Source organism: Pseudothauera rhizosphaerae (assembly GCF_004801305.1).
Taxonomy (GTDB): Bacteria; Pseudomonadota; Gammaproteobacteria; order Burkholderiales; family Rhodocyclaceae; genus Pseudothauera; species Pseudothauera rhizosphaerae.
Window position 1 is genome coordinate 134944 of sequence record NZ_SSOD01000010.1, and the last position, 23383, is coordinate 158326.

A 23383-nucleotide genomic window follows, 5' to 3' on the forward strand; every position below is an offset into this window, starting at 1 on the left:
GCGCCGTCAGTGCTGTTCGCCCCCCGGCAACTGCGGATAACGCACGAAATCCACCAGATCCTGGATTTCCTTCGGCGGCGGCGCGGTGACGAGGCTGACGGCGATGATGGTCGCAAACCCCAGCGGCACGCCGAAGACGCCGGCGGCGATGGGAGCGATGCCGAGCCAGGCGTTGTCCATGGAGCCGCCGAAGAAACTGTGGGTGGCGGCGACGTAGTAGAGGGTGATGCCGAGGCCGGCGAGCATGCCGCAGGCGGCGCCGGCGCGGTTGGCGCGCTTCCAGAAGATGCCCAGCACCAGCGCGGGGAAGTACGCCGCGGCGGCGATGGAGAAGGCAAGACCGACCATGAACAGGATGTTGTCCGGGCGCAGCGACGCCACCCAGGCGGCGACCACCGCGGCCACCAGCAGTTGCGACTTGGAAATGAGGAGCCGCCGGTGGGTGGAGGCGCGGGGATTGATGATCTTGTAGTAGAGGTCGTGTCCCAGCGCGTTGGAGATGGTGAGCAGCAGTCCGTCCGCAGTGGATAGTGCGGCGGCCAGGCCGCCGGCAGCCACCAGGCCCGCCACCACGTAGGGCAGGCCGGCGATCTCCGGGGTGGCGAGCATGATGACGTCGGTGTCGATGGTGAGTTCGGCCAGTTGCAGGATGCCGTCGCCGTTCAGGTCCTCGATGGCGACCATGCCGACCTTGCCCCAGGAAGCGACCCAGTTGGGCAGGTCGGTGAGGCTGGAGCCCACCAGGTTGCTGTACACCTCCCATTTGGCGAACACCGCGTAGGCCGGCGCGGTGACGTAGAGCAGGAAGATGAAGAACAGCCCCCACAGCACCGAACGGCGCGCGTCCGCCACGGTGGGCGTGGTGTAGTAGCGCATCAGGATGTGCGGCAGCGCGGCGGTGCCGACCATGAGCACGAAGACCAGGGCGAGGAAGTTGTTGCGCGCGATGGCGGATTCCTCGGGGGTGTCGCCGGGATGCGCCTCGGCGTGGCGCGGCGGCGGGCGGGCGCGTTCGAGCGCGGCGACGCGGTCCTTCTCCCAGCGCGCGCGGGCGTCCTCGGCGGTGCGCGGCAGGTCGCGCAGCATGCGTTCGGTGTGGGCGATGTCGCGCGCGGGGGCGTTCTCCCGGCGCTGGGCGTTGAGCCGTTCGATGAGGGCGGTGCGCTCGGCGTCCAGCGACAGGGGCAGTTGGGCGATCTTGCGTTCGTAGTCCGCGGCGCGGTGGCCGTACTGGCGGCGTACCTCGATTTCGCTCTTCTCGACCAGCAGTTCTTCCTCGCGCTCGCTGATCTTGCTCAGCACGGTGCCGTAGACCGCCTGCGGCACCGGGATGCCGGTGACCTTGTAGGACAGGATCACCACCGGCACCAGGTAGGCGATGATGAGGATGACGTACTGGGCGACCTGGGTCCAGGTGACGGCGCGCATGCCGCCGAGGAAGGAACACACCAGCACGCCGGCCAGCCCGGTGAAGAGGCCGATCTCGAACTCCACACTGACGAAGCGGCTCACCACCAGGCCCACGCCGTAGATCTGCGCGACGAGGTACACGAAGCTCGCCAGCACCGCCACACCCAGCGCGACCAGGCGGGCGAAGTTGCCCTGGTAGCGTTCGCCGAGGAAGTCGGGAATGGTGTACTGGCCGAACTTGCGCAGGTAGGGCGCGAGCAGCAGCGCCACCAGCACGAAGCCGCCGGTCCACCCGGTGACGAAGGCCAGCCCTTCGAAGCCGGCGAAGTACAGCGTGCCCGCCAGGCCGATGAAGGAGGCCGCGCTCATCCAGTCGGCGGCGGTGGCCATGCCGTTGAACATCGCCGGCACGCGGCGCCCGGCCACGTAGTACTCGGACACGTCCGAGGTGCGGCTCATGACGCCGATGCCGGCGTAGATGACGATGGTGGCGAACAGGAAGACGTGGCCGATGGCCGCCTGGGACATGCCCAGGTACTCGCCGATGGCGAGCATTATGATGAAGAGCACGAAGCAGCCGGTGTACCAGATGTAGTACCGGCGCAACTGGTGCGAGAACTGCGAGCCGCTACTCATCGCACTCCGCCGAAAAATGCCGATCCGCTCCCAACCGTTCGGGCTGAGCCTGTCGAAGCCCTTCGGCAGCCGGGAAACGCCCTTCGACAAGCTCAGGGCGAACGGAGTCGTTTGGCGCTTCCCTGAGCGTAGGCACCGGCATCAGTATTTGAGCCTCGCGTAGTAGGTCTTCTCGGCCGCTTCGCGCGCGTCGCGCAGGGTGCGGATACCCCGCTCGGCGAGCAGCGGGATGAGCTTGATCAGCACTTCCGCGGTGACCACGGCGTCGGCCAGCGCGGTGTGGCGGCCGTCGTTGGTGAGGCCGAAGCGCTGGGCGATGGCGTCCAGGCTGTGGGATTCCTGGTTGGGATGCACCACCGCCGACAGCAGCAGGGTGTCGATCACCGGCTGGTCGAAGGCGAGCCCGGTGATGCCTTCCTTCAACTGCAGGAAGCGCATGTCGAAAGCGGCGTTGTGCGCCACCAGCACGGTGTCCGCAGCGAAGGCGTGGAAGGCGGGCAGCACCTTCTCGATGGGCGGCTGGCCGCGCAGCATGTCGGGGGTGATGCCGGTGATCTCGGAGGCCGGGCGCGGCATGGGGCGGCGCGGGTCCACGAGCTGCTCGAAGGATTCCTGGCGCAGCAGCTTGCCGTTGAGCACGCGGGTGGCGCCGATCTGCACGATCTCGTCGCCTTCCGAGGGGTTGAGCCCGGTGGTCTCGGTGTCGAACACGGTGTAGGCCAGCTCGGCGAGCAGGCGGTCGTCCAGGGCATGGGCGCGGTCGGCCCAGGAGAACAGGTCGAAGTCGTAGTACTCGGGCCGGCTCTCGCTCTTGAAACCGGCGCCCAGGTCGAGCTCCTCGCGCGGCACCGCGGCCGGCAGCAGGATGCGGAAGAAGGCGCGGTGGCGCACCTTCTCGCGCTCCAGCCACATCTCGCCGCCGTGGCGGTCGATGACGTCGCGCACCGCCAGCGGGCTGTTCTCGCCGGCGATGCGCATGGGCTCCAGCTCCCAGCTCATCACGGTTTCGGTGCTCATGGCCTGGCCGGACCAGATCAGGTCCAGGTGCACCAGGCGGCCCGAGCCGGAGAGGCGGAAGCGCACTTCGCGCACCTCGAACTCGTCCGAGAGGCGGCTGGCGAGATAGGTGAGCGCCTGCAGCAGGGAGAAGCTGTCCACCTTGATCCACAGGCAGGGGTCGACCTCGTCCTCCTTGGTGGGCAGGCCCAGCAGGGTCTCGATGCGGCGCTGCGCGGCGGCCACCAGGTCCGCGCCCAGCATGTCTTCCAGCGGCCAGCGGGACTTGAGGGCGTCGGCGAACTCGGTGGCCGCGCCGTCCAGGCGCGCGCTCATGGACTGCACCTCGTCGCGGATGACCTTGCTGAATCGTTCGCGCAGCTCGCCCTGCAGGTCGGGGTAGTCCAGCATTTCGGCCGCGGCGCGCACGTTGGCGAGCGACGCCCGGTTGCCCTCGGTCAGCGTGTGGATCATCTGGTCGCGGCGCGATTCGCTTTCGAAGTCGCGGGTGATGTTGTCCAGCAGCAGGATGAAGCCGGTCGCCACCCGTTCGCTGCCCTCGCCGCCCTCCCCGCCTTCGGCGGGCGCTTCCGGCGCGGACAGCACCGGCGACATCTGCACGCGGATCAACTGGCCGCTGCGGGTGGTGGTGACGAAGTTGGACACTGGCTGCACCGCATGGCGGCGCAGGCGCTGCTGGATGGTTTCCAGCGCGTGGGCGATCAGGTTGCGCTCGAACACGGTGTAGATGGACCGTCCCAGGCCGATCAGTTCGCCGCCGCCGGCCACCCCCGGCGCCTCGGAGAGCGCCCGGAACTGGGCCCGCGCGCGGTTGTTGTAGAGCAGGATGCGGCCGTCCAGATTGCACACCACCACGCTCTGGGTGAGCTCGGACATGAGCGCCGCGAGGCGGTTCTTCTCTTCCTCGACGCGGGCCTTGGCGCGCTCGATCTGCGCCTCCACGTCGTCCATCATCACGTCGCGCTGCTGGGCGAGTTCGTTGGCGACGCTGATCACGGCGCGCACTTCGGGCGGGCCGGACGGTTCGACGCGGAAGTTGCGGTTGGTGCCGAGCATCAGGCGCAGTTGCTCGCCCAGGCGCTCGAATCCCTGCACGTACTGGCGGAACAGGTTGCGCACCACCACCACCCCCAGCGCGTAGCCGGCGGCGGTGATCAGAGTGCCCAGCGGCAGGTGGGGGGCGATGGTCTGCAGCAGCGCGTCGCGCCCGGCGCCCTCGGTCTCCGCCCAGATCAGCGCGGCGGTGAGCAGGAAGGGGCCGGTCATCAGCAGCCCGAGCACCACCACCGCGAGGATGAAGCGGGAGCGCGCCGGCATGTATCAGCGCTCCGACAGCATGGCGCGCACCTTCTCCACCAGTTCCTTGGTGGAAAACGGCTTGGTCATGTAGGCATCCGCCCCCATCGCCAGGCCCTTGGCCACCTCGGTGTCGCGCCCCTTGGCGGTGAGCATCAGGATGCGCACCGCCTTGAGCGCCGGATCGGACTTGATCTCCTGGCAGACTTCGAAGCCGCTCTTCCTGGGCATCATCACGTCGAGCAGGACCAGGTCCGGTTCCTCGCGGCGGATGCGGGCCACCGCCTCCTCGCCGTCGCCGGCGATGGAGACCTCGTAGCCCTCGCGCTTCATCAGGAATTCCAGCGAAATGACGATGTTCTGCTCATCGTCGACGATCAGTATTTTCTTGGTCATGTGCCTCTCTCCCGCCTGCTATTCTATTTCATTGTGGGCTGCGGCTGCGGATTCCGCCGCCCCTTCGGCCAGCGGCAGGACGAAGGAGAAGGTGGCTCCCTCGCCCGGGCTGGACGTCACCCACAGGCGCCCGCCGAAGTGCTCCACGATCTGCTTGCTGATCGGCAGCCCCAGCCCGGTGCCCTGCGGGCGCGAACGCTGGTCGCCGCCCTGACGGAACTTCTCGAAGATCACCGCCGCGGATTCGGGCGGAATGCCGGGGCCGTTGTCAGCCACGTCCACGCGCAGTTCGCCGCCGCCGTGGGTCAGCGCGACCTTGACCCTGCCCTCGCCCGCCGGCACGAACTTGGCCGCATTGGAGAGCAGGTTGAGCATCACCTGCACCATGCGGTCGTGATCGGCGCGCAGCAGCGGCACCGCATCCGGCAGACTCAGCTCCACCGCCGCGCCGCGGTCGCGGAACAACTGGGCGGTGGTGCCCACCGCGTGTTCCACGAGCTGGCGCATGTCGATGTCGGTATTGTGCCACTCGGCATGGCCCGACTCGATCTTGGCCATGTCCAGCACCTGGTTGACCAGCCGGGTCAGGCGCGCGGTTTCCGACACGATGATGCCGAGGAAGCGCGTGCGCTCGGCCAGATCGATCCTCGGGTCGTCGTGCAGCATCTCGGAGAAGGCGCGGATCGAGGTCAGGGGCGTGCGCAGTTCGTGGGTCACCGAGGACATGAAGTCGTCCTTGAGGCGGTCCAGTTCCTTCAACTGCTCGTTGGCGCGGCGCAACTCGTCGGTGGCGGCCTGCAGCGCGCGGGACTTCTCCTCCAACTGGTGGGAATAGGCGCGCACCTGGGAGGCCTCGTCCAGGATGTTCATCACCTCGTCCAGCCCCAGCGGCTCTTCCTGCACCACCGACGACACCATGACCCGCGCCGAGGCGCTGCCGATGGCGCCGGCCAGCAGGGTTTCGGCGAAATGCACCAGGCCGGCGTCGGCCTTCAGTTCCTGCACGTGCGCGACGCCGCGGGTACGGGCGTAATCGTTGAAGGCATCCATCGCCCGCCGCGTGCCGAGGAAGCGCGCCACCAGCGGCAGCAGATCGGAGACTTCCGCGCTGCCGCGCCAGAAGCTCGCCGGCATCGCGGTCTGGCCGCGGCGGAAGACGTCCACGAAGAGCGTGGCCTGGCTGGCCTCCTGCCCGGTGGGCGAGCGCAGCACCGAGACCAGCACGTAGCAGCCGATGTTGGCGGCCATGCTCCAGAACAGCGCGTGGCTGATGTTGTCCAGCCCCTGCAGGCCGAACAGTTGCTCCGGCTTGAGCCAGGCCAGGCCGAACAGGCCGTGCTCCAGGAAGGCGGGATCCAGCCAGCCGGACTTGGCGAAGGATGGCAGCAGCAGGGTGTAGGTCCACAGCAGGAAGCCCCCTGCCAGCCCGGCCAGCGCCCCTTCGCGCGTGCCGCCGCGCCAGTACATGCCGCCCAGCATCGCCGGGGCGAACTGGGCCACGGCAGCGAAGCTGATGAGTCCGATGGCCACCAGCGCATAGGCCTCGCCGGCGAGGCGGAAATAGACGTAGCCGAGCAGCAGCACCAGCAGGATGGCGCCGCGGCGGATGGCGAGGAGCAGGCCGGTGAGGTCCGGCGAGGCGGCCTGCTTGAAGCGGGAGAGGCGCAGCAGCAGCGGCATCACCAGGTCGTTGCACACCATGGTGGACAGCGCGATGGTCTCGACGATGACCATGCCGGTGGACGCCGACAGGCCGCCGACGAAGGCCAGCAGCGCGAGCCACTTCTGGCCGTGCACCAGCGGCAGCGTGAGCACGAAGGTGTCCGGGTCCACCGCGCCCTGGCCGAACAGCAGCAGCCCGCCCAGCGCGATGGGCAGCACGAACACGTTGATGGCCAGCAGATAGGCGGGAAAGAGCCAGGTGGCGCGGCGCAGGTGCTGCTCGTTGACGTTTTCCACCACGGTGACCTGGAACTGGCGCGGCAGGAAGATCACCGACAGCATCGCCAGCAGCGTGAGCGCGAACCAGCCGCCATAGCTGCCCCCTGCCCCGTCCAGCGTGAACAGCCCCGCGAGGTCGGCGTCGGCGTAGGCGCGCGCGAAGATGTCGCCGAAACCGTCGAAGAGGCCGTAGGTGACGAACAGGCCCACCGCCAGGAAGGCCACCAGCTTGACCACCGACTCGAAGGCGATGGCCGCCACCATGCCCTCGTGGCGTTCGGTGGCGTCCAGGTGGCGGGTGCCGAACAGCACCGTGAACACCGCCAGCAGCAGCGCGATGTAGAGCGTGCTGTCCTGCAGCCAGGAACCGGCGTGGATGCTGCGGTAGGCGGCGTCGTGCTCGCCGATCAGCAGCGCGTAGCCGCTGGAGATGGCCTTCAACTGCAGCGCGATGTAGGGCACCGTGCCGACCACCGCGATGATGCTGACCAGCCCGCCGAGCAGGTGGCTCTTGCCGTAGCGCGAGGCGATGAAGTCGGCGATGGAGGTGATGCGGTAGGTCTTGGCGATGCGGATCATCTTCAGGATGACCAGCCAGGACAGGGCGAAGCCCAGCGTGGGGCCGAGGTAGATGGGCAGGAACCACACCCCGCCCGAAGCCGCCCGCCCCACGCTGCCGAAATAGGTCCACGCCGTGCAGTACACCGCCAGCGACAGGGCGTAGGTCCACGGGTTGGCGATGATGGACCGCCCCTGGTCCGCGCGCCGGTCGCCGAAGTAGGCCACGGCGAAGAGCAGCAGCAGGTAGGCGAAGGAAACGCTGACGATCAGCCCGCCGGAGAGCATCCTGGTGCGTCCCTCAGCGCGCGCCGCGTTCCACGACCCAGGCGATCAGCGCGATCAGCACCGCCCAGGCCGCGAACACGTACACGTACAGCAGCGGCAGGCCGAACGCCGTTTCGAGCCGGTCGAACAGCGACAGCACGGGGTAGTTGAACAGCAGCGTGCCGGCGAGGAATGCCGCAACCAGCCGCTGCCCTGCAAGCCCTCTGCGCATCGGTTGCCTCCATCATCGGGCGCAAGCCACGGCGGGCATGCTGGAAAGCACAGCCCTCGGCGCGATTGCGGGTTCCCGGATTATAGCGATTGCGCGCAAGCGCCCGGGCGTGCGCGGTTCCGCACAGCGGAAAAAAAGGGCGCGTCTTGCGGCGCGCCCTTCTCCTCCCACTGCCGGCAGGAACCGGCGTGCCTCCTTCTGTTCCGCCGGGCCGGCCTCTGGCGGGCCGGTCACCGGAAACTCCGCTCTTTAGACGGAGTGCTTCAGTTGATCCAGGATCGCCGGATTCTCGAGGGTCGACGTATCCTGGGTGATCTCCTCACCCTTGGCCAGCTGACGCAGCAGGCGCCGCATGATCTTGCCGGACCGGGTCTTGGGCAGATTCTCGCCGAAGCGGATGTCCTTGGGCTTGGCGATGGGGCCGATCTCGTGGCCGACCCAGTTCTGCAGTTCCTTGACGACGGCCGCGGCGGCTTCGCCGGTGGGGCGCGCGCCCTTGAGCACGACGAAGGCGACGATGGCCTCGCCGGTCAGGTCGTCCGGGCGGCCCACCACGGCGGCTTCGGCCACCTTCTCGTGGGCGACCAGCGCGGACTCGATTTCCATCGTGCCCATGCGGTGGCCGGAGACGTTGAGCACGTCGTCGATGCGGCCGGTGATGGTGAAGTAGCCGGTGTCCTTGTCGCGGATGGCGCCGTCACCGGCCAGATACAGCTTGCCCTTGAAGTCGTCCGGGTAGTAGGACTTCCTGAAGCGCTCCGGATCGCCCCAGATGGTGCGGATCATGGACGGCCACGGACGCTGGACGACCAGGATGCCGCCCTGGCCGTTGGGCACTTCGGTACCGGTCTCGTCCACCACCGCGGCCTGGATGCCCGGGAAGGGCAGCGTGCACGAACCCGGCACCAGCGGGGTCGCGCCCGGCAGCGGAGTGATCATGTGGCCGCCGGTCTCGGTCTGCCAGAAGGTATCGACGATGGGACAGCGGCTGCCGCCGACGTTCTCGTAGTACCACTCCCAGGCCGCCGGGTTGATCGGCTCGCCCACGGAGCCGAGCAGGCGCAGGCTGGTGAGGTCGTAGTTCTTCGGATGCGCCGCCGGGTTGGCGTCGGCAGCCTTGATCAGCGAGCGGATGGCGGTCGGCGCGGTGTAGAACACGGTGACCTTGTGGTCCTGGATCATCTTCCAGAAGCGGCCGGCGTCCGGGTAGGTGGGCACGCCCTCGAACACGATCTCGGTGCTGCCGGTGGCGAGCGGACCGTAGGTGATGTAGGTGTGGCCCGTCACCCAGCCGATGTCGGCGGTACACCAGAAGACATCGTCCGGCTTGATGTCGAAGGTGTACTGCATCGTCAGGATGGCATGCAGCAGGTAGCCGCCGGTAGAGTGCTGCACGCCCTTGGGCTTGCCGGTGGAGCCGGAGGTGTAGAGCAGGAACAGCGGGTGTTCGGCTTCGACCCACTCCGGTTCGGAAGTCTCGGGCTGGTTGGCGACGACCTCGTGGTACCACAGGTCGCGGCCGGCCACGAAGCTGGCATCGCCGCCGGTGCGCTTGACGACGATGACGTTCCGGATGGTCTCGCAGCCGCCCAGGGCCAGCGCTTCGTCGGCGATGGGCTTCAGCGGCAGGGCCTTGCCGCCGCGGAACTGGCCGTCGGCGGTGATCAGGGTCACCGCGCCGGCATCGTTGATGCGGTCGCGCAGGGCGTGGGCGGAGAAGCCGCCGAACACCACCGAGTGGGTGGCGCCGATGCGCGCGCAGGCCTGCATGGCGACCACGCCTTCGATCGACATGGGCAGGTAGATGACCACCCGGTCGCCCTTCTTGACGCCCAGCGAACGCAGGGCGTTGGCGAACTTGCTCACCTTGGCGAGCAGCTCCTTGTAGGTGACGCGGGTGATGTGGCCGTCGTCCGCTTCGAAGATGATGGCGACCTTGTCACCCAGGCCCTTCTCGATGTTGCGGTCGAGGCAGTTGTAGGAGACGTTGAGCTTGCCGTCGGCGAACCACTTGAAGAAGGGGGCGTTGCTTTCGTCCAGCACCTGGGTGAAAGGCACCTTCCAATCGACCAGTTCGCGCGCCTGGCGGGCCCAGTAGCCTTCGTAGTCCTGTTCGGCCTCCTTGACCAGCGCGTTGTAGGCGTCGATGCCGGAAACCGCGGCGTTCTTAACCACCTCTGCGGACGGGTGGTACACACGAGTTTGTTGCTCGTTGGACATGCTTTCCTCTCCTAACCGTTCATCAGGTTGATTTTGTCCCGTTGTCTGACGGGTTGCTGGTTGGACCAGTCTTGGATCGACTTCGCCTGCTGCCGCGAACTGGGCACTATTGAAGAATATGTATCTTACACACGACTTACAGGGCCGCATCTGCAGCATAGCCCGGTGCGGGGCCGGTGCAGTGCTAGAATCCGGCGCTTCGATGCGCCCCTACCGGGGGCCGGCCCGCCCTTCACTACGGAGAACCTCGCCATGACCGTGATTCGCGAAGAAGACCTGATCCAGTCCATCGCGGATGCCTTCCAGTACATCAGCTACTACCACCCGCTCGACTACATCAAGGCGCTGGGGGAGGCTTACGAACGGGAGGAAAGCCCGGCGGCGAAGGACGCCATCGCCCAGATCCTGACCAACTCGCGCATGAGCGCCGAAGGCCACCGCCCCCTCTGTCAGGACACGGGCATTGCGGTGGTCTTCCTCAAGGTCGGCCAGAACGTGCAGTGGGATACGAAACAGAGCATCCAGGAGCTGGTGAACGAGGGCGTGCGCCGCGCCTACAACCACCCGGACAACAAGCTGCGCGCGTCCGTGCTGCTCGATCCGGCCGGCGCCCGCAGGAACTCGAAGGACAACACGCCGGCCGTGGTGCACTACGAGATCGTCCCCGGCGACCACGTGGAAGTCATCTGTGCGGCCAAGGGCGGCGGCTCGGAGAACAAATCCAAGTTCTACGCGCTGAACCCGTCCGACTCCATCGTCGACTGGGTGCTGAAGACCGTGCCGACCATGGGCGCGGGCTGGTGTCCGCCGGGCATCCTCGGCATCGGCATCGGCGGCACGCCGGAAAAGGCCATGCTGCTCGCCAAGGAAGCCCTGATGGCGCCGGTGGACATCCACGAACTCAAGGACAAGGCCGCTTCCGGCGCCGCGCTCACCCGCGCCGAGGAACTGCGCCTGGAGCTTTTCGAGAAGGTCAACGCGCTCGGCATCGGCGCCCAGGGCCTGGGCGGGCTGACCACCGTGCTCGACGTCAAGGTGCTCGACTACCCCACCCACGCCGCCAGCCTGCCGGTGGCGATGATCCCGAACTGTGCGGCGACCCGCCACGTGCATTTCCACCTCGACGGCTCCGGCCCGGCCAAGCTGGAAACGCCCAAGCTGGAAGACTGGCCGCAGGTCACGTGGAAGGCGGACACCAACGTCGCCACCCGCGTCAATCTGGACACGCTCACCAAGGAAGAAGTCGCCTCCTGGAAGCAGGGCCAGACCCTGCTGCTCAACGGCAGGATGCTCACCGGCCGCGACGCCGCGCACAAGCGCATTCAGGACATGCTGGCCAAGGGCGAGAAGCTGCCGGTGGATTTCACCAACCGCGTCATCTACTACGTCGGCCCGGTGGACCCGGTGCGCGACGAAGTCGTCGGCCCGGCCGGCCCCACCACCGCAACCCGCATGGACAAGTTCACCCGCATGATGCTGGAGAAGACCGGGCTGATCTCCATGATCGGCAAGTCCGAGCGCGGCCCGGTCGCCATCGAGGCCATCCGCGACAACAAGTCGGCCTACCTGATGGCCGTGGGCGGCGCGGCCTACCTGGTCTCCAAGGCCATCAAGGAAGCCAAGGTCGTCGGCTTCGCCGACCTGGGCATGGAAGCGATCTACGAATTCACCGTGGTGGACATGCCGGTGACGGTAGCGGTGGATTCCACCGGCGCCAACGTGCATGAAACCGGGCCCAAGGAATGGCAGGCCCGCATCGGCAAGATTCCGGTCACGGTCGCCTGAGCGTCCGCAACACGGCGCCGTCGATCTGCGGATCCCGGCCCGAGCCCCGCAGGGCCTGGACGATCGAACCGAGGCCGGGCGGCGAGGCGGGTCCGCCCGCCGCCTCCAGCACGCCGTCCACCACGTCGCAGCCCGCCTCCACCGCGGCCAGCACTGAAGCAATGTCGCCTGCACTGCGGGCGCGGAAGCGCAGCGGCAGCCCCACTTCCCCCTTGAGCGCGCGCACCAGCGCGCCGATGGCGCGTGGGCACGCGGTGCCGGCCGCGTCCTCGATACCGACGACGTGGGCGCCGGCCTGCTCCAGTTGCCGGGCCAGGCCGGCCCAGTACCCGAGTCCGCCGTCGCGGACGTCCGCGCCGTAGCGGAGCACGCCCTCGCACAGCGCGCCGCCGTCCACCGCCGCTTCCATCGCGGCGCGCATGCCGCCGATCCGGTTCGACGGATCGGACACGCGGAACAGATCGACGCCGTTCTCCACCGCCTGCACCACGACGCGGCGCACCGCGCCGCCGACACGGTCCGGGCCGCACAGGGGCATCTGGAAGAGGATGCCGGGGATGGCCGCACGCAGTTGCCGCAGCCGTATCCACACGTCGCCTTCGGGACCGCGCCGCGCGCCGCCGGAGGCCGCCCCGCCCCGGCATTCGAGCGAGAAGAGCTGCGGCGCCAGGCGCGCATAGTGGGGTGCGACCGCCCGCACGCCGTGGATGCGCGCCGCATCGCCCAGGGAGGTATCGGTGAGCAGCACGCCGGGCTTGCTCAGCATCCACTCCACGAAGTTCCAGGGGCCGAGCGACTTCAGGCGGTCGCGCGTGCCGGGCGGGACCGGGACCGCAGGCACCGGGGAGACGCGGCAGGGGACGGCCGCTGCGGCGCTCATGCCCTGCCCTTCGCCACTGCGCGCAGCAAGGCCGCGCCCACCGCCAGCAGCACCGCGCCGATGCCCGCATAGCCGGCGGCGAAGGACCCCGTGGCGGACACCAGGGCGGCAAAGGCCGGCGGCCCCAGCACGACGCCGAAGTAGGTGAAGAACAGCGTGCCGCCCGTCAGTTGCCCGGCCTGGCCCGCCGGCGCGAGCTGCGCGACGCGGGCCAGATAGACGCCGTTCCAGCCGATGGCCGTGGCGCCGAACAGCATGCTGACCAGCACCACCGCCACCAGCGGCCAGTCCGGGTCGAAGAGCGCCGTGGCCATGGCGGCCGCCGCCATGCCGAACGCCAGCAGGCTCAGCACCAGGTTCGGCGCCAGCCACCGGTCGGCCACGTAGCCCCACAGCAGGCGCCCGCCCACCCCCGCGGCCTGCGCCAGCGCAAGGACCAGGCCGGCGGTCACCAGGGGCGCGGCGTATTCATCGGTCAGGTAGGTCACCAGATAGGTGGTCAGGCACAGCTGCATCGCGCTTAGGAAGAAGGTGCACAGCGCCAGGTCGCGGATGTCGCGGTGGGCGAAGACCAGGCCGAGCGGACGCAGCACCCCCGCCGGGGACACCCGGTGCCGGGGGTTCCTGTCCGCGTCGAAGCCGTGCCGCACCCCCTGGGCGATCGCCGCCATCAGCGCGCATGCCGCGCCCACGGCGAGCGCCGCGCCCTGCCATTGCCACAGCAGGACGAGGCTGGGCACGACCAGCCCGGCGAGCCCGCCGCCCAGCGGCACGCCGGTCTGCTTGAGCGAGAACGTGATGCCCATGCGGTGCGCGGGCGTGCTGCGGGCGAGGATGTGGGAGCTGGCCGGCGTCACCGGCCCGTAGCCGCAGCCGATCAGCAGCGCGCTGGCGGCCATCGACCACGCCGTGCCGCCCGCCGCGAGCGCCAGCCCGCCGCCGCACAGCAGCAGGCAGGCCTGGCTGACGCGGATCGCGCCGTAGCGCGCGACCAGACTGCCGCTCGCCAGCGAGGAGGCCATGGCCGCCCCATAGACCAGCGCGATGAACACCCCGACCAGCGTGGCCGGGATGCCCGTGCCCGCCGCCGCGGCCGGCGCCAGTACCGGAACGGTGAGCGCCGCCATGGTGGCGAGCACCTGGATGGCGAGGGTGATCGCCAGCGAAAGGATCATCGGCGGCCTCCCCGCGCGGCGCGGGAGCGGGTGGATGCGGCCATGCTCAGGCCATGCGCGCCGGATTGGCGATCTCGACGAGATTGCCATCCGGATCGCGGCAATAGACGGAGCGGATCGGTCCGGTGGCACCGGTGCGCGGCACCGGCCCTTCCTCGACGGCCACGCCGCATGCTTCGAGCTGCGCGGCGACCTCCTCCAGCGGGGTCGAGGTCAGGAAGCACAGATCCGCCGAGCCGGCCAGCGGCCGGCGCGCGTGCGGCCGGATCGGCGCGCTCGCGGGGTGGAGGTTGATCTTCTGCCGGCCGAACACGAGGGCCCGCCGCCCTTCCCCGAAAGTGATCGCCTCCATGCCCAGCACCTGCGTGTAGAAGGCGATGCTGGCGTCCAGGTTCTCCACCGTGAGGACCAGATGGTCCAGGCTGTCGATTTTCATGCAACGGTCTCCTTCGCCGGTCGATAGGGCTGTAACAAGGCCGGAGCCGATGATGGTCCATTCCGGGAAAAACTGCCCGTCGGCGTGCCGGCGGGCGGTTTCGCGGTTTGCGGCTCAGAACGCGGCCGGGTCGAAGCCGGTGGCTTCGTAGATCGACTTGATGGTGGCGGTTCCCACGCGCGATTCCATCTTTTTGTGCACCGGCAGCAGCGCCTTGATGAAGGCCTTGCGCTCGGCCTCGGTAGGCGTGCGGATCTCGGTCCTGCCCGAAGCGCGCACGGCTTCCAGCGCCTTGTCGTTCTCCTCCTGGGCGATGCGGTTGGCGTAGACGGTGGCCTCGCCCATGGCCTGGTCCAGCCGGGTGCGGATCTCGACGGGCAGGCCGTCCCAGAACTTCTTGTTGGTGATCACCGCGTAGCCGATGTAGCCGTGCTCGGTCAGCGTGATGTGCTTCTGCACCTCATGCACCTTCTGCGTGTAGTAGTTGGAGACCGTGTTCTCCGTGCCATCCACCACGCCGGTCTGCAGCGCCTGGTACACCTCGGAGAAGGCCATGACCTGGGGCAGCGCCTTGATCTCGCGGAACTGCTCTTCCAGCACCTTGGAGGACTGGATGCGCATCTTCTTGCCGCGCAGATCGTCCGGGCTGCGGATCGGAGCGTTGGCGCTCAGCACCTTGAAGCCGTTGTCCCAGTAGGCCAGCCCCTTGATGCCCTTCGGATCGAGCCTGGCGAGGAAGGCCGCGCCCACCGGCCCCTCGGTGACCTTCCTGAGCGCGTCGCTGCCGTCGAAGATGTAGGGCAGATCGAAGACCTCGAACTCGCGCACGCCCAACGGACCGAACTTGGACAGGGACGGCGCCAGCAACTGCACGGCCCCCAGTTGCAGCGCCTCCAGTTCCTCCTTGTCCTTGTAGAGCGTGCTGTTGGCATAGACCTCGACCTTCACCGCGCCGTCGGTATAGCGTTCGGCCAGCTCCTTGAACTTGAGCGCGCCCTTGCCCTTGGGCGTGTCGTCCGCCACCACGTGGCTGAACTTGAGCACGATCGGGTCGGCCGCGAGCGCCGGCGCTGCCAGGGGCGCGAGCGCCAGCGCCAGGGCGCCGCCGATCAGGGCGCGGCGGATGCGGGAATGTTCTTTCATGGTGTCTCCTCCTTTTGTGTGTGTACAACGCTTGCAAGAAACCTGTGCCGGCTCACGGCCCGAATGCCGCGGCCACGGCGAGAATGCGTTCCGCCCGCGCGATGACCGGCGCGTCGATCATGCGTCCGTCCACCACGGCCGCCCCGCCCCCCGCCGCGGCGGCCGCGCGCCGCACGGCCTGCGCCCATTCCACGTCCTGCGCCGAGGGGGTGAAGGCCGCCGCGGCCGCGGCGACCTGGGCCGGATGGATCAGCAACTGGCCGCCGAAGCCGTGCCGGCGCGCGCGGGCGGCGTAGCGGCCCAGCGCCGCCTCGTCGCCGATCGCGGTGAACACCCCGTCCACCGGCGCCGGAAGGCCGGCGCGCCGGCTGGCGAGCACCAGCAAGGCACGCCAGGGCAGGAACACGAGTTCCTCCGGGTCGGCTTCGTCGGGCACCAGGTCGAGTTCCACGGCCAGGTCCAGCTTGCCGAAGACCAGGCGGGCGCAGCCCGGCGCGCGGGCGATCTGCGGCAGTTCCTCGATGCCCAGGGCGGTCTCGACGATGCACAGCACCGGCTTGCCGCCGGCCGCGTGGGCGTGCGCCACCTGCGCCGCGCCGTCCGCCTTGGGCAGCATCACCCCGGCGACGCCCGCATGGCGGCAGGCGGCGAGGTCTTCCTCGTGCCAGGCCGTGCCCGCGGCGTTGATGCGCACGGTGACGCGCTCATCCAGGTGGGCGTCGAGCCAGTCCAGCAGCGCCCGCCGCGCTGCGGGCTTGTCCGCCGGCGCCACCGCGTCCTCCAGGTCGACGACCACCGCGTCAGTGCCGGTGGCCAGCGCCTTGGCGATGCGCTCCGGGCGGGTGGCGGGCACGAACAGGAAGGTGCGCGCCCGGGCGAGATCGATGTGCCGGGCCGCCATCACACCACCTTCCCGTCGCGCAGTTCGGCGGCGCGGCCGCCGTAGCCGAGTTCGGCCAGAATCGCATCGGTATGGGCGCCGAGGGCCGGCACCGGCCCCATGCGTGCGGGGTGGTCGCCGCCCATGCCCGGCGGCTGCAGCACGGGCAGCGGCCCCGCGGGCGAATCCACGCTCGTCCAGCGCCCGCGTGCTTCGAGCTGGGGGTGGCGCCAGAGGTCGTTCATGGTGCTGACGTGGGCATTGGCGATGTCCGCCGCGTCGAGCCGGGCGATGACCTCTTCCGCCGACAGATCGGCGAAGGCCCGCTCGATCATGGCGCGCACGGCGTCGCGGCTGGCCACGCGCAGGGCGTTGCTGGCATAGCGCGGGTCGGCGGCCAGGGCGGCGTCGCCCAGCACCTTGTCGCAGAACACCGTCCATTCCCGTTCGTTCTGCAAACCCAGCATCACGGTGCGCCCGTCGCCGGCGCGGAACGGGCCGTAGGGGTAGATGGTGGCGTGGGAGGCGCCGCTGCGCCGCGGCGGCTCCTGGTCCTTGTAGGCGTAGTAGAGCGGGAAGCCCATCCACTCCACCATGGCGTCGATCATGGCGATCTCGATGCGCCGGCCGCGCCCGCTGCGGCCGCGTTCGATCAGCGCGCCGAGGATGTTCGAGTAGGCGTACATGCCGGCGGCGATGTCGGCGATGGAGATGCCGGCCTTGACCTGCTCCTCGGGCGTGCCGGTGATGGACAGGAAGCCGGATTCGCTCTGGATCAGCAGGTCGTAGGCTTTCTTGTGGGTGTAGGGGCCGCCGTCGCCGTAGCCGGAGATGTCGCACACGATCAGCCCGGGGTTGCGCGGCGACAGGGCCTCGAAGGACAGGCCCAGGCGCGCCGCGGCGCCGGGGGCGAGGTTCTGTACCAGCACGTCGGCCCTGCCCAGCAGTTCGTGCAGGATTTCCTGCGCCTCGGGCCGCTTGAGGTCGAGGGTGAGGCTTTCCTTGGAGCGGTTCACCCACACGAAATGGGAGGCCAGCCCATCCACGCGGTGGTCGTAGGCGCGGGCGAAATCGCCGACGCCGGGGCGCTCCACCTTGATGACGCGCGCGCCCAGGTCGGCGAGGTGGCGGGTGGCGAGCGGCGCCGCGATGGCGTGTTCGAGCGAGACGACGGTGATGCCGTCGAGGGGCAGCGGGGGGTTGGGGGTGGGGCGGTTCATGGATGGGCTCCGGGACGGGTCACAGGAGGGCCGCTACGCTGGCGGCGTCGTGCAGGTTCCAGGCGCGCCCGATCAGGGCGGCGATTTCCGCTTCGTCTGCGGCGCCCGAGAAGCGCGCGAGGCGGTGCGCCTTGTCCTCGATTTCGGCGCGCGCGAGGGTGTTGCCGGGGTCGCCCTTGGGCTCGTCGATGGCGCCGTGGAACACCGCGCCGGCATGCGTCGTGACCTCGACGCGACCGAGCCAGCGCCGGGGATAGGCGGCGTCCACCTCGGGGTCGAGCACCATGCGGACCTTGCCGCGGAAGGCGACCACGGCCGGATCGGTGAGCGCGAAATCGCGGAATTCCTCCAGGCCCGCCTTGCCATGCACGGCGATCAGGCCCAGCACCGTGCCCATGGAGAACTTGGCCTGGTGCACGGTGGCCGGCACCCCGACCGCGCCGAGCACGTCGATGGCGCCCTGATGCACGCGGGTGACCACCGAGGCGACGTCCGCATGGGCGAGCCGCTCCCGCTGCAGCACCGCCAGCAGCGCGTCCGCGGCCGGGTGGGTGTGGCGGCAGGAGGCGTGGAACTTGAACGAGGTCTCCAGCAGCGCCCAACGGCTGCCGAGGCGGTCGGTGAGGTGGGCGGCGTCGGCATCCGCGGACATGCCGGCGGCCAGGCCCTGGGCGCCGTCGAGGATGCGCCGCGCGCCGGTGACACCGCCGCGGGCGAGATAGGCGGCGGCCAGCCCGCTGGCGGCGGCGTGGGCGGTGTGGAGCTGCTTGGAATCCGCCGCGTCGCGCAGGAATTCCCACAGCCCCGCGGCCTGCGTGCCGGCCGAGCCGAGGGCGTTCACCATCTGCACCGGCGTGAGCCCCAGCACGCGGCCGGCGGCGACCGCGGCGGCGAGCGTGCCCACCGTGGCGGTGGTGTGGAAGATGCGGTAGTGGGAGCGGCCGAGGAATTCGCCGATGCGGATGCCGGCCTCGTAGCCCGCCACCGCCGCCGCGATCAGCTCCGCGCCGCTCGCCCCGGTATCCTGGGCCGCGGCGAGCGCCGCCGGGAATACCACGGTGGCCGGGTGCAGCACGGAACTGTTGTGCAGGTCGTCCTGCTCGACGAGGTGCGAGGACGCGGCATTGACCCACGCGGCGAAGTAGGCGGAACTCCGCCTGCGGCTCACGAGGATTTGGGCCCTGCCGTCGGCCGGCCCCATGGTGCGCGCGAAGGCTTCGAAATGCGGAACCGGATGCAGGCCCCTGGCGGCGAGCGCGCAGGCGGCCCAGTCGAGGAACAGCTCCTCGGTGCGCGCCACCACCGCCGGCGGCAGGTCCTCGAAGCGCAGCGCGGCGGCGAAGGCGCACAGCGCGGCGCCCGGATCGTTCGGCGTCGTCATGTCGTCGTTCTCCCCGGCGCTCAGAACGAGCGCGGCAGCCCGAGCAGGTGCTCGGCCACGTAGGCGTAGATCAGGTTGGTGGAGATCGGCGCCACCTGGTACAGGCGGGTTTCGCGGAATTTGCGCTCGATGTCGTACTCGTTGGCGAAGCCGAAGCCGCCGTGGGTCTGCATGCACACGTTGGCCGCCTCCCAGGACGCCTTGGCGGCGAGGTACTTGGCCATGTTGGCCTGCGCGCCGCAGGGCTGGTTCGCGTCGAAAAGTTCGCACGCCTTGAAGCGCATCAGGTTCGCCGCCTCGATCTCGATGAAGGCGTCGGCGATGGGGAACTGCACGCCCTGGTTCCTGCCGATGGGGCGGTCGAACACCACGCGCTCGTTGGCGTAGCGGGTGGCGCGCTCGATGAACCAGTAGCCGTCGCCGATGCATTCGGCGGCGATCAGCGTGCGCTCGGCGTTGAGGCCGTCGAGGATGTACTTGAAGCCCCTGCCCTCCTCGCCGATCAGGTTCTCCTCGGGAATCTCCAGGTTGTCGAAGAAGAGTTCGTTGGTCTCGTGATTGACCAAGTTGGGGATGGGCCGCACGGTGAGGCCCCGGCCGATGGCGTCCTTCAGTTCGACGATGAAGATCGACATGCCCTCGGATTTCTTCTTCACCTCGGCCAGCGGCGTGGTGCGGGCGAGCAGGATCATCAGGTCGGAGTGCTGCACGCGGGAGATCCACACCTTCTGGCCGTTCACCACGTAGCGGCCGTCCTTCTTCACCGCGGTGGTCTTGATCTTGGTGGTGTCCGTGCCGGTGGTGGGCTCGGTGACCGCCATGGACTGGATGCGCAGCTTGCCGGCGGCGATGCCGGGCAGGTACTTCTCCTTCTGCGCCCTGCTGCCGCTGCGCAGCAGCGTGCCCATGTTGTACATCTGGCCGTGCACCGCGCCGGAGTTGCCGCCGGAGCGGTTGATCTCCTCCATGATCACCGACGCCTCGGCGAGCCCCAGGCCGGAGCCGCCGTATTCCTCCGGGATCATCGCGGCGAGCCAGCCGGCGCCGATCAGGGCGTCCACGAACGCTTCCGGGTAGGCGCGCTGTTCGTCCACCTTGCGGAAGTACTCGTCCGGGAATTCGGCGCACAGGCTGCGCACGGCGTCGCGGATTTCCTGGTATTCGTCGGGGGTGTTGAGCATGGTCATGGGGTCTCCTGTTGCATTGCGGGTCCGCGCGGGCGTGGCGGCGCCCCTGGCGCCGCCATCGGGAGCGCCATCGCGGCAATCGGCAAGGGTTGGGGTGGGTCAGTCGAAGACGACGTCGGCCTTCATGGTCAGACGCCCGTCGCAGTCGGTCCACAATTCGGCGGCGCCGGGTCCGCTCAGGCGGCCGCAGACGTCGAAATCCGTGGTGTCGAACAGCGGCCCGACCGCGCGGAAGGCGAAGCGCCGCACCACCTTGTCCGGGTGCGCGGCCCGGAAGGCTCCCAGCAGCAGCGTGGCGGTGAGCGGGCCATGCACGACCAGGCCGGGATAGCCCTCTTCCCGTGTGACGTAGGGATGGTCGTAGTGGATGCGGTGGCCGTTGAAGGTGAGCGCGGAGTAGCGGAACAGCAGCACCGGATCGGGGTGGACGCGCTGGCGGAACTCCGCCCGGGCCTCGACCGCTTCGCCGGCGAGCGGGCCGCCCCGCGGCGACGGCTGGCGATAGACGATGTCGTGCTCTTCCACCAGCGCGACGCCGCGCTCGCCCGACAGGGTGTGTTCCACGGTCACGAACACCAGGTCGCCGCTGCGCCCGCTCTTGCGTTCGCAGCGCACGATGCGCGAGATGCGCGTGACCGCCTCGCCCACGCGCAGCGGCTGGCGGAAGCCCAGGCGGCCGCCGGCCCACATGCGGTTGGGCAGTTCCACCGGCGGCAGGAAGCCGCCGCGCTGCGGATGGCCGTCGGGGCCGATCTCGCTGCGCCGCGCGTTGGGGGTGAAGTACACCCAGTGCCACAGGGGCGGCAGTTCGGCGCCCGCCTTCATCCCGTCCGGGTCGAGGTCGAGCGTGGCCGCCAGCGCCTGGGCGATACGCGGATCGATGCGGTCGGCACGCAGTTCCTCGCGGCCGATCCACTGGGTCAGGTCGGGCCCGGAAGCCCCGACGCGGTCGTTCATCGTCATCTCCTCCGTCGCGTGTTCTGGTGTCCGCGACCTGGGCACATGCTCCCTCCGCGCCCGGAGCGCGACAATTCGCGATTTCTGTACCCGGCCTTCACCTGTGCTTAACTGCGTGGAAATCGGGGCCGGGCGTGGCACGATCGCAGACCGGAGCGCCGCGCCGCTGCGGCAACAACAACTACATCGGAGACCGGACGCATGCACATCGACCTGCGCGATCTGAACCTGTTCAGCCTGATCGCCGAAACCAAGAGCCTCACGCGCGCCGCCGAGCGCAACCACCTCTCGCTGCCCGCGGTCAGCGCACGCATCAAGGATCTGGAAACCGAAGCGGGCGTGCGCCTGCTCTACCGCGCGCCGCGCGGCGTGGCCCTGACCCCGGCCGGCCAGAGCCTGCTGCGGCACGCGCGCACCATCCTGAGCGAGATCGAGCACATGAAGTCCGAGTTGCAGCGCTACGGCGAAGGCGTGCAGGGCAGCATCCGCGTGTTCGCCAACACCACCGCGGTCACCGAGTTCATGCCGGAAGTGCTCGCCACCTTCCTCGCCGCCCACCAGAAGGTGGACGTGGACCTGCAGGAGCGCCCCACCGCGGAAATCATCCGTGGCGTGCTGGACGGCATGACCGACCTGGGCATCACCTCCGGCCCGATCGCCGCCGACGGGCTGGAGGTGCACACCTTCAGCTCGGACCGGCTGGTGCTCGCGGTCGCCCCCGGGCACCCGCTGGCGCCGGCGGCGGCCGTCCGCTTCAGCGACGTCATCGACCACGACTACATCGGCCTGCACGAAGGCAGCACCCTGCAGCAGTTCGTCGATCAACTGATGCAGAACGCGCGCCGCCGCCTCCACATCCGCGTGCAGGTGAGCAACTTCGAATCCGTGTGCCGCATGGTCGAGGCCGGCGTGGGCGTGGGCATCGTGCCCGAATCGGCCGCCCTGCGTCACCGCCGCACGATGAAGATCCTCATCAAACAGCTCGACGAGGACTGGGCGCTGCGCGAACGGCACGTGCTGGCCCGGCGCGGGGAGGCGCTGCCGAGCTACACCCAGGCGCTGATCGACAGCATCATGAATCACCCGGGGCACGCGGCAAGCCGCGCCAGGAGCCGGAAGCGCGGCGCCCATTGACCCGGTGGTCAAGCAGGCGCCCCGTTCGCCCTGGGTCAGCCCAAACGGGTATTGGGTTGCCGGCAAAGCCCCTCTCCCCTCGCGGGAGAGGGGTTGGGGAGAGGGGGCTGCGCCAGCCAGACCGCTATGAACTGTCTTACACCCTGCGGGGCGCCCCCTCTCCCCGGCCCTCTCCCGCAAGGGGAGAGGGGGCAGGAAGTCGATGCGGCTTGCTTAACTGAACCGTATTGGATCCAGCGCGCGGGTCAGCTCCGGCACGACCTCGAACAGATCGCCCACCAGGCCGTAGTCGGCCACCTGGAAGATGGGCGCCTCCGGGTCCTTGTTGATCGCCACGATCACCTTGGAGTCCTTCATGCCGGCCAGGTGCTGGATGGCGCCGGAGATGCCCACCGCCACGTAGAGCTGCGGCGCGACGATCTTGCCCGTCTGGCCCACCTGGTAGTCGTTGGGCACGTAGCCCGCATCGACCGCGGCACGGGAGGCGCCCAGCGCCGCGCCCAGCTTGTCGGCCAGCGGTTCGAGCAGGGTGTGGTAGTTCTCGCCGCTGCCCAGGCCCCGGCCACCGGAGACGATGATCCTGGCCGCACCCAGTTCGGGACGCTCGGACTTGGTCAGTTCGCGGCCGACCAGCCGGGACAGGCCCAGGTCGGCTCCGGCGGCGATGTTCTCGACCGGGGCAGCCCCGCCCTCGCCCGCCGCCTCGAAGGCGGTGGTGCGCACGGTGATCACCTTGACGGGGTCGGCGCTCTTGACCGTGGCCAGGGCGTTGCCGGCGTAGATGGGGCGTACGAAGGTGTCCGCGCTGTCCACGGCGACGATGTCGCTGATCTGCGCCACGTCCAGCAGGGCCGCCACGCGCGGGGCGACGTTCTTGCCGAAGGAGGTGGCCGGGGCCAGGAGGTGGCTGTAGCCGCCGGCGTTAGCCACCACCAGCGCAGCGACGTTCTCGGCCAGTTGGGCTTCGTAGTGCGGGGCTTCGGCCAGCAGCACCTTGGCGACGCCGGCAAGCTTCGCGGCGGCAGCCGCGGCGGCCGCGGCGCCGTTGCCGGCCACCAGCACGTGGATGTCGCCGAGCTTGGCCGCGGCGCTCACGGTGTTGAGCGTGGCCGCCTTCAGGCTGGCGTTGTCGTGTTCAGCAATGACCAGGATCGCCATCTCAGATCACCTTCGCTTCGTTCTTGAGTTTGTCGATGAGTTGCGCCACGTCGGCCACGCGTACGCCGGCGCTG

General features: G+C 69.3%; 18 protein-coding genes. 2 read left to right on the plus strand and 16 right to left on the minus strand.

Going from position 1 to position 23383, the window contains the following annotated elements; all coding sequences use genetic code 11:
* Nucleotides 1–6 precede the first annotated feature (6 nt).
* The 6 genes from E6O51_RS13725 to acs form a co-directional block, all read right to left on the minus strand.
* Entirely contained in the window at nucleotides 7–2046 is a 2040-nt protein-coding gene (locus E6O51_RS13725; RefSeq protein WP_136385559.1) for a sodium:solute symporter family protein, read from the minus strand.
* 141 nt (nucleotides 2047–2187) lie between these two features.
* On the minus strand, nucleotides 2188–4380 hold the full coding sequence (locus E6O51_RS13730) for a 3'-5' exonuclease (RefSeq protein ID WP_136385560.1): 2193 nt from the start codon (nucleotides 4378–4380) through the stop codon (nucleotides 2188–2190).
* A 3-nt stretch (nucleotides 4381–4383) separates the two neighbouring features.
* Nucleotides 4384–4755 (minus strand): response regulator transcription factor, encoded by a 372-nt coding sequence (locus tag E6O51_RS13735; protein WP_136385561.1) that lies wholly within the window; start codon nucleotides 4753–4755, stop codon nucleotides 4384–4386.
* A gap of 18 nt (nucleotides 4756–4773) precedes the next feature.
* Complete coding sequence (locus E6O51_RS13740; protein WP_136385562.1) at nucleotides 4774–7542, minus strand: sensor histidine kinase; 2769 nt, start codon at nucleotides 7540–7542, stop codon at nucleotides 4774–4776.
* A 13-nt stretch (nucleotides 7543–7555) separates the two neighbouring features.
* Entirely contained in the window at nucleotides 7556–7753 is a 198-nt protein-coding gene (locus E6O51_RS13745) for a hypothetical protein (protein ID WP_136385563.1), read from the minus strand.
* Nucleotides 7754–8002: 249 nt separating this feature from the next.
* Nucleotides 8003–9973, minus strand: coding sequence for an acetate--CoA ligase (gene acs, locus E6O51_RS13750; RefSeq protein WP_136385564.1), 1971 nt, complete (start codon nucleotides 9971–9973; stop codon nucleotides 8003–8005).
* A gap of 252 nt (nucleotides 9974–10225) precedes the next feature.
* Here acs and E6O51_RS13755 point away from each other — a divergent pair, with 252 nt between their 5' ends.
* Nucleotides 10226–11758, plus strand: coding sequence for a fumarate hydratase (locus tag E6O51_RS13755; protein WP_136385565.1), 1533 nt, complete (start codon nucleotides 10226–10228; stop codon nucleotides 11756–11758).
* Here E6O51_RS13755 and E6O51_RS13760 read toward each other — a convergent pair.
* The 9 genes from E6O51_RS13760 to E6O51_RS13800 all read right to left on the minus strand — a co-directional run bounded on the left by E6O51_RS13760 (nucleotide 11745) and on the right by E6O51_RS13800 (nucleotide 21017).
* Nucleotides 11745–12638, minus strand: coding sequence for a hypothetical protein (locus E6O51_RS13760; protein ID WP_136385566.1), 894 nt, complete (start codon nucleotides 12636–12638; stop codon nucleotides 11745–11747). The two genes, E6O51_RS13755 and E6O51_RS13760, sit on opposite strands and share 14 nt — an antisense overlap.
* A complete protein-coding gene (locus E6O51_RS13765; protein ID WP_136385567.1) occupies nucleotides 12635–13813 on the minus strand; it encodes an MFS transporter in 1179 nt (392 codons plus the stop codon). The genes E6O51_RS13760 and E6O51_RS13765 overlap by 4 nt, the downstream gene beginning before the upstream one ends.
* Nucleotides 13814–13859: 46 nt before the next feature.
* On the minus strand, nucleotides 13860–14249 hold the full coding sequence (locus E6O51_RS13770) for a VOC family protein (RefSeq protein ID WP_136385568.1): 390 nt from the start codon (nucleotides 14247–14249) through the stop codon (nucleotides 13860–13862).
* A 114-nt stretch (nucleotides 14250–14363) separates the two neighbouring features.
* Nucleotides 14364–15392, minus strand: coding sequence for a TRAP transporter substrate-binding protein (locus E6O51_RS13775; RefSeq protein WP_136385569.1), 1029 nt, complete (start codon nucleotides 15390–15392; stop codon nucleotides 14364–14366).
* A gap of 52 nt (nucleotides 15393–15444) precedes the next feature.
* A complete protein-coding gene (locus E6O51_RS13780; RefSeq protein WP_136385570.1) occupies nucleotides 15445–16293 on the minus strand; it encodes an HpcH/HpaI aldolase/citrate lyase family protein in 849 nt (282 codons plus the stop codon).
* Complete coding sequence (locus tag E6O51_RS13785) at nucleotides 16293–17492, minus strand: CaiB/BaiF CoA transferase family protein (RefSeq protein ID WP_136385571.1); 1200 nt, start codon at nucleotides 17490–17492, stop codon at nucleotides 16293–16295. The genes E6O51_RS13780 and E6O51_RS13785 overlap by 1 nt, the downstream gene beginning before the upstream one ends.
* A gap of 19 nt (nucleotides 17493–17511) precedes the next feature.
* Nucleotides 17512–18873 carry an MmgE/PrpD family protein gene (locus tag E6O51_RS13790; RefSeq protein ID WP_136385572.1) on the minus strand — a complete coding sequence of 454 codons (1362 nt, stop codon included), beginning with the start codon at nucleotides 18871–18873 and terminating at the stop codon, nucleotides 17512–17514.
* A gap of 20 nt (nucleotides 18874–18893) precedes the next feature.
* A complete protein-coding gene (locus tag E6O51_RS13795; RefSeq protein ID WP_211091406.1) occupies nucleotides 18894–20060 on the minus strand; it encodes an acyl-CoA dehydrogenase family protein in 1167 nt (388 codons plus the stop codon).
* 99 nt (nucleotides 20061–20159) lie between these two features.
* Nucleotides 20160–21017 carry an FAS1-like dehydratase domain-containing protein gene (locus tag E6O51_RS13800; protein ID WP_136385573.1) on the minus strand — a complete coding sequence of 286 codons (858 nt, stop codon included), beginning with the start codon at nucleotides 21015–21017 and terminating at the stop codon, nucleotides 20160–20162.
* A gap of 201 nt (nucleotides 21018–21218) precedes the next feature.
* Between E6O51_RS13800 and E6O51_RS13805 the strand changes: the two genes are divergently transcribed.
* Nucleotides 21219–22151: a LysR family transcriptional regulator gene (locus E6O51_RS13805; RefSeq protein ID WP_136385574.1), complete on the plus strand. Its 933-nt coding sequence runs from the start codon at nucleotides 21219–21221 to the stop codon at nucleotides 22149–22151.
* Nucleotides 22152–22364: 213 nt separating this feature from the next.
* On the opposite strand, the gene E6O51_RS13810 is transcribed toward E6O51_RS13805, so the two are convergent.
* Nucleotides 22365–23309, minus strand: coding sequence for an electron transfer flavoprotein subunit alpha/FixB family protein (locus E6O51_RS13810; RefSeq protein WP_136385575.1), 945 nt, complete (start codon nucleotides 23307–23309; stop codon nucleotides 22365–22367).
* Nucleotides 23310–23383: the final 74 nt, after the last annotated feature.

Bases quoted from the DNA above. Each gene is read 5' to 3' on its own strand.
- E6O51_RS13795 (WP_211091406.1), bottom strand. From the start codon at position 20,060: ATGACCATGCTCAACACCCCCGACGAATACCAGGAAATCCGCGACGCC.
- E6O51_RS13810 (WP_136385575.1), bottom strand. From the start codon at position 23,309: ATGGCGATCCTGGTCATTGCTGAACACGACAACGCCAGCCTGAAGGCG.
- E6O51_RS13755 (WP_136385565.1), top strand. From the start codon at position 10,226: ATGACCGTGATTCGCGAAGAAGACCTGATCCAGTCCATCGCGGATGCC.
- E6O51_RS13725 (WP_136385559.1), bottom strand. From the start codon at position 2,046: ATGAGTAGCGGCTCGCAGTTCTCGCACCAGTTGCGCCGGTACTACATC.
- acs (WP_136385564.1), bottom strand. From the start codon at position 9,973: ATGTCCAACGAGCAACAAACTCGTGTGTACCACCCGTCCGCAGAGGTG.
- E6O51_RS13770 (WP_136385568.1), bottom strand. From the start codon at position 14,249: ATGAAAATCGACAGCCTGGACCATCTGGTCCTCACGGTGGAGAACCTG.
- E6O51_RS13780 (WP_136385570.1), bottom strand. From the start codon at position 16,293: ATGGCGGCCCGGCACATCGATCTCGCCCGGGCGCGCACCTTCCTGTTC.
- E6O51_RS13800 (WP_136385573.1), bottom strand. From the start codon at position 21,017: ATGAACGACCGCGTCGGGGCTTCCGGGCCCGACCTGACCCAGTGGATC.
- E6O51_RS13735 (WP_136385561.1), bottom strand. From the start codon at position 4,755: ATGACCAAGAAAATACTGATCGTCGACGATGAGCAGAACATCGTCATT.
- E6O51_RS13745 (WP_136385563.1), bottom strand. From the start codon at position 7,753: ATGCGCAGAGGGCTTGCAGGGCAGCGGCTGGTTGCGGCATTCCTCGCC.
- E6O51_RS13740 (WP_136385562.1), bottom strand. From the start codon at position 7,542: ATGCTCTCCGGCGGGCTGATCGTCAGCGTTTCCTTCGCCTACCTGCTG.
- E6O51_RS13765 (WP_136385567.1), bottom strand. From the start codon at position 13,813: ATGATCCTTTCGCTGGCGATCACCCTCGCCATCCAGGTGCTCGCCACC.
- E6O51_RS13730 (WP_136385560.1), bottom strand. From the start codon at position 4,380: ATGCCGGCGCGCTCCCGCTTCATCCTCGCGGTGGTGGTGCTCGGGCTG.
- E6O51_RS13785 (WP_136385571.1), bottom strand. From the start codon at position 17,492: ATGAACCGCCCCACCCCCAACCCCCCGCTGCCCCTCGACGGCATCACC.
- E6O51_RS13775 (WP_136385569.1), bottom strand. From the start codon at position 15,392: ATGAAAGAACATTCCCGCATCCGCCGCGCCCTGATCGGCGGCGCCCTG.
- E6O51_RS13790 (WP_136385572.1), bottom strand. From the start codon at position 18,873: ATGACGACGCCGAACGATCCGGGCGCCGCGCTGTGCGCCTTCGCCGCC.
- E6O51_RS13805 (WP_136385574.1), top strand. From the start codon at position 21,219: ATGCACATCGACCTGCGCGATCTGAACCTGTTCAGCCTGATCGCCGAA.
- E6O51_RS13760 (WP_136385566.1), bottom strand. From the start codon at position 12,638: ATGAGCGCCGCAGCGGCCGTCCCCTGCCGCGTCTCCCCGGTGCCTGCG.